The organism is Parviterribacter multiflagellatus (assembly GCF_056863265.1).
In genome coordinates, this window is record NZ_JBXPIZ010000003.1 from 208,699 (window position 1) to 220,289 (window position 11,591).

11 protein-coding genes are annotated in these 11,591 nt (G+C 75.8%); 8 read left to right on the top strand and 3 right to left on the bottom strand.

Annotation, left to right across the window (positions count from 1 at the left end; genetic code table 11):
• The first annotated feature begins 134 nt into the window (after window positions 1–134).
• Together AC1UE5_RS07805 and AC1UE5_RS07810 are read left to right on the top strand one after the other, a co-directional pair.
• Window positions 135–1,040 (top strand): short-chain dehydrogenase/reductase, encoded by a 906-nt coding sequence (locus tag AC1UE5_RS07805; RefSeq protein WP_482921850.1) that lies wholly within the window; start codon window positions 135–137, stop codon window positions 1,038–1,040.
• Window positions 1,040–2,908 (top strand): hypothetical protein, encoded by a 1,869-nt coding sequence (locus AC1UE5_RS07810; protein ID WP_482921852.1) that lies wholly within the window; start codon window positions 1,040–1,042, stop codon window positions 2,906–2,908. Before AC1UE5_RS07805 ends, AC1UE5_RS07810 begins: the two co-directional genes overlap by 1 nt.
• Here AC1UE5_RS07810 and AC1UE5_RS07815 read toward each other — a convergent pair.
• Window positions 2,905–4,221, bottom strand: a complete 1,317-nt coding sequence (locus AC1UE5_RS07815) for a TetR/AcrR family transcriptional regulator (protein WP_482921854.1) — start codon at window positions 4,219–4,221, stop codon at window positions 2,905–2,907. The two genes, AC1UE5_RS07810 and AC1UE5_RS07815, sit on opposite strands and share 4 nt — an antisense overlap.
• A 99-nt stretch (window positions 4,222–4,320) precedes the next feature.
• On the opposite strand from AC1UE5_RS07815, the gene AC1UE5_RS07820 reads away from it, so the two are divergent.
• The 6 genes from AC1UE5_RS07820 (at window position 4,321) to AC1UE5_RS07845 (ending at window position 10,035) form a co-directional block, all read left to right on the top strand.
• Complete coding sequence (locus AC1UE5_RS07820; RefSeq protein WP_482921856.1) at window positions 4,321–5,619, top strand: sensor domain-containing diguanylate cyclase; 1,299 nt, start codon at window positions 4,321–4,323, stop codon at window positions 5,617–5,619.
• 124 nt (window positions 5,620–5,743) lie between these two features.
• Window positions 5,744–6,895 (top strand): MFS transporter, encoded by a 1,152-nt coding sequence (locus tag AC1UE5_RS07825; RefSeq protein ID WP_482922431.1) that lies wholly within the window; start codon window positions 5,744–5,746, stop codon window positions 6,893–6,895.
• Between the two features lie 13 nt (window positions 6,896–6,908).
• Window positions 6,909–7,508 (top strand): hypothetical protein, encoded by a 600-nt coding sequence (locus AC1UE5_RS07830; RefSeq protein WP_482921858.1) that lies wholly within the window; start codon window positions 6,909–6,911, stop codon window positions 7,506–7,508.
• 81 nt (window positions 7,509–7,589) lie between these two features.
• Complete coding sequence (locus AC1UE5_RS07835; protein WP_482921860.1) at window positions 7,590–9,020, top strand: fenitrothion hydrolase; 1,431 nt, start codon at window positions 7,590–7,592, stop codon at window positions 9,018–9,020.
• The gene (locus tag AC1UE5_RS07840; protein WP_482921862.1) at window positions 9,020–9,595 is read left to right on the top strand and encodes an isochorismatase family protein; all 576 of its coding nucleotides are present in this window, start codon (window positions 9,020–9,022) and stop codon (window positions 9,593–9,595) included. Before AC1UE5_RS07835 ends, AC1UE5_RS07840 begins: the two co-directional genes overlap by 1 nt.
• Window positions 9,592–10,035: a YkvA family protein gene (locus AC1UE5_RS07845; RefSeq protein ID WP_482921864.1), complete on the top strand. Its 444-nt coding sequence runs from the start codon at window positions 9,592–9,594 to the stop codon at window positions 10,033–10,035. Before AC1UE5_RS07840 ends, AC1UE5_RS07845 begins: the two co-directional genes overlap by 4 nt.
• Here the strand turns inward: AC1UE5_RS07845 and dinB are convergent.
• Together dinB and AC1UE5_RS07855 are read right to left on the bottom strand one after the other, a co-directional pair.
• Complete coding sequence (gene dinB, locus AC1UE5_RS07850) at window positions 9,977–11,068, bottom strand: DNA polymerase IV (RefSeq protein WP_482921866.1); 1,092 nt, start codon at window positions 11,066–11,068, stop codon at window positions 9,977–9,979. The genes AC1UE5_RS07845 and dinB overlap by 59 nt on opposite strands.
• 39 nt (window positions 11,069–11,107) lie before the next feature.
• A complete protein-coding gene (locus AC1UE5_RS07855) occupies window positions 11,108–11,554 on the bottom strand; it encodes a hypothetical protein (RefSeq protein ID WP_482921868.1) in 447 nt (148 codons plus the stop codon).
• Window positions 11,555–11,591: the final 37 nt, after the last annotated feature.

An 11,591-nucleotide genomic window follows, 5' to 3' on the forward strand; every position in this document is an offset into this window, starting at 1 on the left:
CCGCCCGTCCCGCCACCTACGCCCTCGCGACCATCTGCATCGGCGTCGGCCAGGGCAGCGCGATGGGCCTCTCCTGCGGGGAGGGCCGACAGCTTGTAACGCGGACGTAGCTACGCGTCTGTAACATCGCCGGCATGAGCTGGGAGATCGAGGGACGGACCGTGCTGATCACCGGCGCGGCGCGTGGCATCGGCGCCGACGCCGCCGAGCGGCTGCACGCGCGCGGCGCGAACGTCGCGCTGGTGGGGCTGGAGCCCGAGCGGCTCGAGGCGCTGGCCGCGAAGCTGGGTGAGGACCGCGCCGCCGCGTTCGAGGCGGACGTGACCGACCCGGACGCGCTGGAGCGGGCGACCCGCGCGACCGTCGAGCGGTTCGGCCACCTCGACGTCGCCGTCGCCAACGCCGGGCTGCACTTCGTCGGGGCGCTCACCACCGCGCCGATCGAGCAGCTCGAGCGCGAGCTCCAGGTGAACCTCCACGGCGTCCTCCACACCGTCCGGGCGGCCGCGCCGTACGTCGTCCCGCGCAAGGGCTACCTGCTCAACGTCGCCTCGCTGGCCGCCGCGTCGCACGCGCCGCTGATGGGCGCCTACGCCGCGTCGAAGGCCGGGACCGAGGCCCTCACCAACGCGCTGCGGCAGGAGCTGCGCCCGAGCGGCACGCGCGTCGGCTGCGCGTACTTCGGCTTCATCGAGACCGACCTCGTGCGCGCGTCGTTCGAGCACGAGTCGACGAAGACGATGGAGCGGCTCATGCCGAAGTTCGTCCGCGAGACCGTCCCCGTCGGCCACGCGGGCACGGCGATCGAGCAGGCCGTGCTCAAGCGCAAGGCGCGCGTGTGGGCGCCGAAGTACGTCGGCGGCGCGCTCGCGCTGCGCGGGCTCATCCAGCCGCTGTTCGAGCAGCGCGCGATGGCCGACAAGCGCACCGCGGCGGCGATCGCGCAGGCCGACCCGGCGACCGGCAGCCTCGCCGCGCAGGACCCGCTGCTCGGCGTCGCCCGCCGCGCCGAGGACCGCGAGCCCGCCGAGGTCGCGTGATGCCCACCACCGTCCTCGCGGAGTCCGGCGGCGGCGCCCCGATGGGGGAGCTGGCGATCGTCGGCGTCGGCACGTCCGTCGTCGCGCTGCTCGTCATCGCGACGATCTTCAACTACCGCCGCGGCCGCGCCCACGCGCTGCGCCGGTTCGAGGCGGCCACCGAGCGCACGATCGGCCTGCCCGGCTGGTCGGCGCTCCCCGGCGCCGGCGCGGTCGTCTGCGCGACGATCACGATCCTCGGCGCGACGTGGGACATCGGCCTGCACATCGACGTCGGCCGCGACGAGGGGCCGCTCGGCACGGCCGCGCACTACCCGCTCCTGCTCGGCCTGTTCGGCGCGTTCCTCATGGGCGTGCTCGCGATCGGCCTCGCGCCGGACGACCCGCGCAAGACCTCCTCCGTAGCGCTCCGCGTCCCCGGCTTCGGGCCGGTGCCCGCGGCCGGCGTGCTGCTGCTCGCGGGCGCGTCGTTCGGGATGCTCGCCTTCCCGCTCGACGACCTGTGGCACCGCATCTTCGGCCAGGACGTGACGCTCTGGGGCCCGACCCACACGATGATCATCGGTGGCACGCTGACCGCCGGCGTGGGCGGCGTGCTCCTGCTGGTGGAGGGCGCGCGGGCGTCCGGGCGCGACCCGTTCCGCGGCCGCGGCCTCCTCCGCCGCCCGCTCCCCGCGCTGCTCGCCGCGGTCTGCCTCTACCTGTGGGCCGCCGCGACGCACGAGTTCAACTGGGGCGTCCCGCAGTACCGCCAGATCTGGCAGCCGCTGCTGCTGACCTTCGGCGCCGCGCAGGCGCTCGTCCTCGCGCGCGTCCTCGCCGGTCGCGGCGGCGCGCTCTTCGCGCTCGCCTGGTGGCTCCCCGTCCAGGCGTTCATGAGCCTGAGCATCGGCGGCCCGCTCGGCGTGACGATGCCGTCGACGCCGCTCTTCGTCGCCGAGGCGCTGCTGATCGAGGCGCTCGCGGTCCGCCGCGATCCGCGCGACCCGCTCCGCTTCGGCGCGCTGGCCGGCGCGGTGGTCGGAACGGTCGGCTTCGCGGCCGAGTACGCGTGGTCGCACGTCGCGATGCCGCTGCCGTGGGAGAGCACGCTCCTGCCCGAGGCGATCCCGGTCGCGCTCGCGGCGGGCGTCGCGGGCGGCACGATCGGCGCGCTGATGGCGCAGGCGCTCACCGGCACGCTCGCGAAGACCGCCACGCCGAAGATCGCGATGGCGCTCGCGTCGGTCACCGTGATCGGGCTCGCGTTCAACGCCGCGACGACCGAGGAGAAGCAGGTCACCGCGACGATGACGATCACCGACGTCCGCCATGGCGCGACGCCGAACCACGACGAGCCGCAGCAGGTCGGCGACCTCGCCGTCCGGTTCTCCGACCCGTCGGTGACCGACGACGCGCAGTGGGTCTACGCGATGGGCTGGCAGGGCGGCGGGCGCTACGCCAACCACCTGGAGCGCGCCGCCGACGGCACGTGGCGGACGACCGAGCCGGTGCCGCTCGACGGCCGCTGGAAGACGATGGTCCGCGTCCACAGCGGCCGCACGATGCTGTCGGTCCCGGTCCGCTTCCCGGCCGACCCGGCGATCGACTTCGCGGGCTACCCGCAGCGCCCGCAGGTCGCGCGGGAGATGGTCCCGGACACGAGGCTGATGCAGCTCGAGCGCAAGGAGGACGCGCCGATGTGGGCGTGGAAGCCGGCGACGATCCTCGTGCTCAGCCTCAACCTCGTGATCCTCGCGTTCCTCGGGTTCGTGTGCGTCCGCCTCGGCCGGATGGCCGGGCAGGCGCCGACCGTCAACCCACCGCGGGGGCGGCTCGTCAAGGGCCCCGACCGCGTGCTGCGGCCGCTCGCGGGGGCGCGCGGCTAGGCCGCGTCGCGCCAGGGGAGCGCGGCGAGCACGCGGGTCACGCTGTCGACCAGGCGTGCCGGGGGCAGCTCGGGCTCGGTCAATGCGATCCGCCCGAGCTCCTCGCCCGCCGTCAGCAGCAGGCGGGAGAGGAGCTCGGCGTCGAGCGTCCCCGCGGGCGCGTCGAGCTGCCGGGCGCCCCACGCGACGAGCGGGCGCAGGCGGCTCGCCAGGTCCGCGCGGCGGCGGGCGACGATGAGCTGGAGCGCCTTGGGCGCGCTCTCGGGGCGCTGGAGCGCGACGCGCCACGTCTGCGGGTCGCCGGTGACCACGGCGAGGAACCCGGTCAGCGCCTCGTCGAGCAGCTCGCGCGGGGTGCGGTCGCCGGGGTCCTGCGGGACGAGTTCCTCGAGCTGCGTCCGGATGCGGCGGTTCTCGCGCTCGAGCAGCGCCAGGAGCAGCACCTGGAGGTTCGCGTAGGCGCGGTAGACGATCACGCGCGAGACGTCCGCGCGGCGGGCGATCGCCTCGACGGTCAGCGCGTCGAACCCCTCCTCGGCGAGCAGCGCGAGGGCGTGGTCGAGGAGCTGCTGACGGCGCTCGGCCATGGGCACGCGGCGCCGGGCCGGGTCCGGGGCGGGCGCCTCCGCCGGCGCCTCGCGCGCCGCGACCGGCCCCTGTGCCGTCGCCGCCTGCGCCGCGGGCGGCAGGACCGCGTGCGGCGGCACCAGCGCGACGAGCGCCCGCGCCGCCTCCGCCAGCCGCTCCGGCGTGTACGTCTCGGGGTGCGCGATCACGAGCCGCGCCGCGTCCTCGCCGGCCGCGACGAGCAGCCGCGCGAGCACCTCGACGTCGAGCCCGTCCGGGCCGCCGCGCCGCTCGATCCCCCACGTCAGCAGCGCCGCGACGCGGCCGGTGACCATCCGGCGGCTGCGCTGGACCCGCGCGCGCAGGTCGGGGGAGCCGCCGTCGCGCGGCATGAGCACGAGCCGCCACGTCGTCGGCGCCGCCTGCACCGCGGCGAGGAACCGGCGGACCGCCTCGACGAGGAACGCGTCCGGGGAGACGTCGTCGGCGGGGGCGTCGCCGACGATCGCGAGCAGCGGCGCGAGCGCGGCCGCCTCCTCGCGGTCGACCAGCGCGAGCAGCAGCCCGTCGAGGTCGCCGAACTGGTCGTAGACGACCGGTCGCGTCAGGCCCGCGCGGCGCGCGATCGCCTCGACCGTGATCGCGTCGAACCCCTCCTCCGCCAGCACCTCGAGCGCCGCGTCGAGCAGCTGCTGGCGCCGCTCCGCGGCCGGGCGCCGCGGAGTGCGGGGAGAACGGGTCGACATCCGCCTCGAAGCCTCGCAGACGGCGTTGGATGAGCGCCAACGCGCCAAAGTTAACGATGTTCATCAAGCCGATGTGTTCAAACGCCGAGGGATCGCGTGATGGAGCGCACGCTGACACCCGCGACGGACTCCTGGCTCCGCCACGCCGGCGCGAGTCCCGACGCGACGCTCGAGCTCGTGCCGGAGGCGATCTGCGCCATCCAGGCCGACGGCGAGTACGTGTACGCGAACTCCGCCGCGCGGGCCATCGTCGGCGACCTCCACCCGGGCGTGGCCCGCTGCGACCTCGTCGACGTGCGCTGGGGCGCCGTCGACGTGCGCCACCGGCCGGTCGCCGAGGAGGACGTGCCCGCCGAGGTCACGCGCCGGACCGGCCGCGACGTCCGCGGCACGGTGCTCGGGTTCCACCAGCCCGACGGCGCGCTGCGCTGGCTGCGCATCAGCACGCGCGCGCTCGAGCCCGAGGGGCCGCCGCCGTACGACGTGATCATGAGCTTCTCCGACGTGACCGCCGAGCGCGAGGCGTCCGCGCGGCTCGACCAGGCGACGCGGCTGTTCTCCACCGCCTTCGACGGCGCGCCGATCGGCATGGCCGTCGTCGGGCTCGACGGCCGGCTGCTGAAGGTGAACCTCGCGTTCTGCGCGCTGGTCGGGCGGCGCCGCGACGAGCTGGTCCGCGCGTCGTTCCAGGAGCTGACGCACCCCGACGACCTCGCGGGCGACCTCGAGCTCGTGCGCCAGTGCCTGGCCGGCGAGATCTCGGCGTACGAGCTCGACAAGCGCTACATCCACGCGTCCGGGCGCGAGATCTGGGTGTCGCTCTCGGTGTCGCTCGTCCGCGGCCCGGACGGCAAGCCGCTGCACTTCGTCAGCCAGGTCCAGGACGTCACGCAGCAGCGCGAGCTGGAGCGGCGGCTACGCGACCTCGCCGAGCGCGACGCGCTCACCGGCCTGCCGAACCGGCGCTCGTTCGACGACGCGCTGGAGCGGACGGTCGACCAGGAGCGCCGGGGCGCGATCGTGATGCTCGACCTCGACCGCTTCAAGGCGCTCAACGACCGCGCCGGCCACGCGGAGGGCGATCGCTTCCTCGTCGAGGCGGGGCGCGCGATCCAGCGCGGGCTGCGCACGAGCGACGTGGTCGCGCGGCTCGGCGGCGACGAGTTCGCGGTGCTGCTCGACGGGGCGGGCGCGGCCGACGCGCAGCGCATCGGGGAGGAGCTGGTCGCGGCGGTGCGCGCGGTCGCGGACGGCGACTGGCCGGTCCGCGTCACCGCGTCCGCGGGCGTCGCGGCGATCCACCGCGACGAGACGACGCGCGCGGTGATGCTGCGCGCCGACCGCGCGCTGTACGCGGCCAAGGCGGCGGGCCGCGACGGCACCGTCGTCGCGGCCTGAGGTTGCGCGAGTCCGGGCGATCGGGCAGCATCCCCGTCCGATGTTCCGCCCTCCTCGTTGATCCAGCGCTGACGCTCTGACGCTCCGCCTGTGCGCGTACGCGCTCGCGGGCGAGCTGATCCTGCTGTACCCGGTCTACGCGCTGCTGTTCGCGGACGCGGGCCTGTCGACCGCGGAGATCTCGGCGCTGCTCGCGATCTGGTCGGCGACGAACGTGGTGCTCGAGGTGCCGTCGGGCGTGTGGGCGGACGCGATCTCGCGGCGCGCGCTGCTCGTCGTCGCGCCGCTGCTCGCGGGCGCAGGCTTCGGCCTGTGGGTGCTCGTCCCGTCGTTCTGGGCGTTCGCGCTCGGGTTCGTGCTGTGGGGCGCGCAGGGCGCGCTGCGCTCGGGCGCGTTCGAGGCGCTCGCGTACGAGGAGCTGGAGCGGCTCGGCGCGGCCGGCCGCTACGCGCGCGTCAGCGGCCGCGTCGCGGCGTGCGAGACGGTCGCCGCGACGCTCGCGATCGGTCTCGCCGCGCCGGTCTTCGCGCTCGGCGGCTACGGCGCGGTCGGCGCGGCGAGCGTGCTGGCCTGCCTCGCCTGCGCCGTGATCGCCACGACCCTGCCGGAGCACCGCTCCGCCCACACGACCGACCTCGCCGCCGCGGCCGACGTCTCCCCGCGCGCGATCCTCCGCGCCGGCGTGCGCGAGCTGCGCGTCCACCCGCACGTGCGCCGCGCGGTCGTCCTCGTCCCGCTCGTCACCGCGGTCTGGGGCGCGCTCGACGAGTACGTGCCGCTGCTCGCGGTCGAGCTCGGCGCGCCCGCCGCCGACGTCCCGCTGCTCTTCCTCGCCGTCTACCTCGGCCTCACCGCGGGCGGCCTGCTCGCCGGCCGCGTGGTCGGTTGGTCCGACCGGCGGCAGGCGGCGCTGCTGCTCGCCGGCGCGGTCGCTCTCGCGGTGGGCGCGGCGTCGGGCACCGTCGCCGGGTTCGCCCTCCTCGCGCTGGCGTTCCTCGCGTTCCAGGCGCTGACCGTGGTCGTCGACGCCCGCCTGCAGGACGCGATCGACGGCGCCGCGCGCTCCACCGTCACGTCGTTCGCCGGCCTCGCGACCGAGCTCCTCACCATCGGCGTCTTCGCCGCGTACGCGCTCGGCGCGTCCGCGGGCGCGAGCCACGCCGCGCTGTTCGTCGCGCTCGCCGCGCTCTACGGCGTGATCGCGCTGCTGCTCGCGCGTCGGTCGCCGGCCGCGACGGTGCGTTCGCTCACGCCCTCGGGCGTGGCGGACGACTAGTGTGCGTCGCCGCATGCCCCAGCGGCTCTCCCTGGTCGTCCGGTTCGGCGCGCTGCTCTCGGCGGGGGCGTTCGGCGTGCACCAGCTGCGGTACCTGCTCGCCTACGGGGAGCAGGCCGGCGGCGCGCTCCACGCGACCGGCCACGGCTACCTCGCCTTCCTCGAGCCGGCGCTCGGCGTCCTCCTCGCCTTCGCGGTCGGCCAGGTCGTCGCGACCGTCGCGCGCGGCGGCGGCGGGGCGGGTGCGTGCGAGATCCGCCTGCGCCGCCGGGCGCTCGCCGCCGCGTTCGCCGTGGCGCTGCTGGCGATCTTCACCGGCCAGGAGCTGATCGAGGGTGCGCTCAACCCGGGCCATCCCGCCGGGCTGGAGGGCGTCGTGGGGAACGGCGGCTGGGTCGCCGCGCCGCTCGCCATGGTGCTCGGGACCGTGCTCGCGTGGACCGTCCGCCTCGTCGGCCGCGCCGGCGAGCGCGTCCGCCTGCGCGCGGTCGTCCGTCCGCCGGCCTGCCCCGCCGCGCCCGTCTCCGCCGCCTTCCCGCCCGGGCCGCACCGTCCCGCCGCGCCCGCCGCGCGCCGCCGCCCGCGCGGCCCGCCGCTCCTCGCGACCGCCTGACGCACCACCGCCATCCGAGCGCGCGGAGCCCTTCCCGCGCGCCGTCCGTCATCGTCCGTGCCCGCGAGGAGCCCGCTTCCGTTGTCCTGCCGATCCGTCCTGCCCCCGCCGTCCCGTACCGCCGCGCGCCGCGCCGCGGTCCCGCTGGCCCTCGGCGCGTTCGCCGCCGCCGCGCTCGCCGCGCCCGCGCCCGCCTCGGCGCACGCCCTCAGCGGCCGCGACGACCTCCCCGTGCCCGAGTGGCTGTTCGTGTGGGCGGCGGTCGCGGTGCTCGTCGTCTCGTTCGTCGCGCTCGCGACGCTGTGGCCGCGGGCGCGCCTGCAGCACGAGCGCTTCCGCCCGTTCCCGCGCGGCCTCTCCGCCGTGCTGTCGTCGCGCGTGGTCGAGATCGTCTGCGGCGCGATCGGCGTCGGCCTCCTCGCGCTGGTGATCTACGCCGGGTACGAGGGCTCGCAGGTCGTCGCGGTGAACTTCGCGCCGCGCCTCGTGTACGTGATCTTCTGGGTCGGACTCGTGCCTCTGACGGTCCTGTTCGGCGACGTCTTCCGCGCGTTCAACCCGTGGCGGGCGATCGGCCGCGCCGTCGGGTGGGTCGTCGGGCGCGTCATACCGGGCGGCCCGGAGCCGCTGGCCTACCCGGAGCGGCTCGGCTACTGGCCCGCCGCGCTCGGGCTCTTCCTCTTCGGGTGGATGGAGCTCGTGAACGAGAACGGGAGCGACCCGAGCGTCACCGCGACCGCGACCGTGATCTACACCGCGTTCACCTTCGTCGGGATGGCGCTCTACGGCGTCGAGGCGTGGTGCGCGCGCGGCGAGGGGTTCGGCGTTTACTTCAGCCTGCTGGCGCGGATGTCACCGGTCGGCCGCACGCCGGAGGGGCGGCTCGCGCTGCGCCCGTTCCTCTCCGGTTTGCCGCAGTGGAGCGCCGGGCCGGGCTCGGTCGCGCTCCTCGCGGTGATGATCGGCGTCGTGACGTTCGACGGGTTCGGCGCCGGGACCATCTACGCGGACATCGCAGGCGACGACCCGTCCACGCTCGTGAAGGCGCTCTCGATGACCCTCTGCGTCCTGTTCGTCGGCGGCTTCTACCTCGCCGGCATCAAGGGCGCGCAGGACATCGACCCGTCTCGCTCGGTGACCGAGTACGCGCGCTCGTTCGCGCACACGCTGGTGCCGATCGCGGTCGCCTACGTCGGCGCGCACTACGTCAGCTTCCTGCTCTTCGAGGGGCAGGCGATGGGCTTCATCGCGTCCGACCCGCTCGGCCGCGGCGACGACCTGTTCGGGACGGGCGACTGGGTGATCAACTACGACTTCGTGTCCGCGACGACGATCTGGTACCTGCAGGTGCTCTTCGTCGTGGCGGGCCACGTCGCGGGCCTGATCCTCGCGCACGACCGGGCGCTCGTCGCGTTCTCGACCCCGCGCAAGGCGGTGCGCTCGCAGTACTGGCTGCTCGGCGTGATGGTCGGGTTCACCACGCTCGCCCTCTGGCTGTTGTCGGGAGCGTGATGGAGCTTCCGGACCTCGACCGGCTCGCGCTCGTGGTCGTCGACGTGCAGCGCGCGTTCGACGACCCGGCGTGGGGCCGCCGCGACAACCCGGCGTGCGAGGCGAACGTCGCCGCGCTGATCGCGGCGTGGCGTGCCGCCGCGCGGCCGGTCGTCTTCGTCCGGCACGACTCGGTCGAGCCCGGCTCCACGCTCCGCCCGGACGCCCCCGGCAACGCGTTCAAGGACGTGGTGGCGGGGGAGCCGGACCTGCTCGTCACGAAGTCGGTGAACTCGTCCTTCCACGGCACGCCGGACCTCGACGCGTGGCTGCGCGCGCGGGAGCTCGACGGCCTGGTGGTCTGCGGCATCACGACGAACCACTGCTGCGAGACGACCGCGCGCGTCGGGGGCAACCTCGGTCACACGGTGCTCTTCGCCCTCGACGCCACGCACACGTTCGACCGCGCCGGCCCGGACGGGACGGTCATGCGCGCGGAGGAGCTCGCCCGCGCGACTGCGACGAACCTCCACGGCGAGTTCGCCACCGTCGTCGCCACCGCCGACCTCCTCGGGCCCGGCGCGCCCCTCCCATGAGCGCGTGGGCGTGGCTGGCGGTCGCGGCCGCGGTGGCGCTCTTGCTCTACGGCGGCTTCGTCCTCTGGCTGGTCGCGGCGGGGCGCAAGGGGGAGGCGCGGGCGTTCGTGCGGGTCGTGCCCGACTGCGTCGTGCTGCTGCGGCGGCTGCTCGGCGACCCGCGCGTGCCGCGGCGCCACAAGCTGCTGCTCGCGGCGGTGGTCGCGTACCTCGCGCTCCCGTTCGACCTCGTGCCGGACGTCGTCCCGGTCGCCGGGCAGCTGGACGACGTCCTCGTGGTGGTGCTCGTGCTCCGGGCGGTGCTCCGCGCGGCGGGCCCCGACCTGGTCGCCGAGCACTGGCCCGGGCCCGCCGAGACGCGCGACCGGCTGGTGCGGCTCGTCACGCCGAAGCCTCGTCGTCGTCGCCCAGCGGCAGGGCGAGCTGCTCGGCGCCGGTGACCGTCGCGAGGTTCGTCACCGTCAGGCCCACGAGCGTGATGCCGCGCTGCTCGATCGCCGGCATCGCCGCCGCCAGCAGGAGCCGCGCCGCCGCGAGCAGCTCCTCCGGCTCCGCCGTCACGCGCGCGAGCGTGCGCGACCGCGTCGCCCGCGTGTAGTCGCCGAACCGCAGCCGCAGCACGACCGTCCGCCCGCCGCGGCCGTGGCGGCCCATCCGCCGCACGAGCTTCTCGACCAGCCCGGCGATCGCCTCGTCCAGCGCCGCCGCGTCGCGCGCCCGGGCGCGGCCGAGCGCCCGCTGCGCGCCGTACGACCGCCGGCCCCGCCGGGCCCGCACCGGCCGGGGATCGCGGTTGCGGGCGACCGCGCAGACGTACCGGCCGGCCGCCCGGCCGAGGATGTGCACGAGCTGCTCCTCCTCGAGCTGCGCGACCTGGCCGACCGTCTCGAGCCCGTACTCGCGGAGCTTCGCCGCGGTCGACGGCCCGACGCCCCACAGCTTGTCGACGGCCAGCGGGTGGAGGAACGCGAGCTCGTCCTCGGGCTCCACGATCCGCAGCCCGTCGGGCTTGGCCGCCCGGCTCGCGAGCTTGGCGAGGATCTTTGTCCGGGCGACGCCGACCGACAGCGGCAGCCCGGCCTCCTCCCGTACGACGCGGCGCAGCTCGGCCGCCGCCTCGTCCGGCGGCGGCGCGCCCGGGCGCGCGCCGCGCAGGTCGAGGAACGCCTCCTCCATCGACCCCGGCTCGACGGCGGGCGTGAGCCGCCGGAAGACCTCGAAGACGGCCTTGCTGGCATCGACGTAGGCGGGGAACGACGGCTCGACGGTGACCATCTGCGGGCACAGGCGGCGCGCCCGCGACGCGCTCATCCCGCCGCGCACGCCGTACGCGCGCGCCTCGTACGAGGCCGCCATCACGACCCACGACCCGACGACCACCGGCTTGCCGCGGAGCGCCGGATCGTTTCGTTGGGCGACCGATGCGAAGAACGCGTCGACGTCCGCGTGGAGGATCGTGGTCGCGGCGCTCATGCGAACACATGTTCGCATGAGCACCGGCGGCAACGAGGCTCACTTCGCGGCGCGCCGCAGGCCCGTGAGCTGCAGCTCGGCGAACGCCGCGACGGTGATCGCCTGGAGCACCGTCCACACCGTCCCGACGGTCTCCGGCGTGCCCCAGCCGGCGATCGCGGCGACGATCGAGCCGACCGCCCACACCGCGTTGCCGGCGACGATCGCGAGGACGGCCGGGCGGGAGATCCGCTCGCGGGCGCCGGTCGCCCACACCGCGGCGGCGAAGACCACGAGGAACGCGCCCAGGCCGCGGAGCAGCGCGGGGGAGTGGCCGAGCAGGTCGCCCAGCGGCCCGGCGAGCGCGAGGTACGCGGCGCCGTTCGCACCGGTGACGAGCGCGTCGAGCTTCAGCGCGACGCGGAGCAGCGAGCGGCGCGGGGCGGCGACGGTGGAGCGGGTGGCGGGGCCGTCGGTGGCGACGGCGGCGGTGGTGATCTGGCTCATGCACCGGACTGTTCCGCACGCCCGGCCGACGATCTAC

Coding starts and splice junctions, on each gene's coding strand:
- AC1UE5_RS07805 (WP_482921850.1), top strand. CDS start 135: ATGAGCTGGGAGATCGAGGGACGGACCGTGCTGATCACCGGCGCGGCG.
- AC1UE5_RS07810 (WP_482921852.1), top strand. CDS start 1,040: ATGCCCACCACCGTCCTCGCGGAGTCCGGCGGCGGCGCCCCGATGGGG.
- AC1UE5_RS07815 (WP_482921854.1), bottom strand. CDS start 4,221: ATGTCGACCCGTTCTCCCCGCACTCCGCGGCGCCCGGCCGCGGAGCGG.
- AC1UE5_RS07820 (WP_482921856.1), top strand. CDS start 4,321: ATGGAGCGCACGCTGACACCCGCGACGGACTCCTGGCTCCGCCACGCC.
- AC1UE5_RS07830 (WP_482921858.1), top strand. CDS start 6,909: ATGCCCCAGCGGCTCTCCCTGGTCGTCCGGTTCGGCGCGCTGCTCTCG.
- AC1UE5_RS07840 (WP_482921862.1), top strand. CDS start 9,020: ATGGAGCTTCCGGACCTCGACCGGCTCGCGCTCGTGGTCGTCGACGTG.
- AC1UE5_RS07845 (WP_482921864.1), top strand. CDS start 9,592: ATGAGCGCGTGGGCGTGGCTGGCGGTCGCGGCCGCGGTGGCGCTCTTG.
- dinB (WP_482921866.1), bottom strand. CDS start 11,068: ATGAGCGCCGCGACCACGATCCTCCACGCGGACGTCGACGCGTTCTTC.
- AC1UE5_RS07855 (WP_482921868.1), bottom strand. CDS start 11,554: ATGAGCCAGATCACCACCGCCGCCGTCGCCACCGACGGCCCCGCCACC.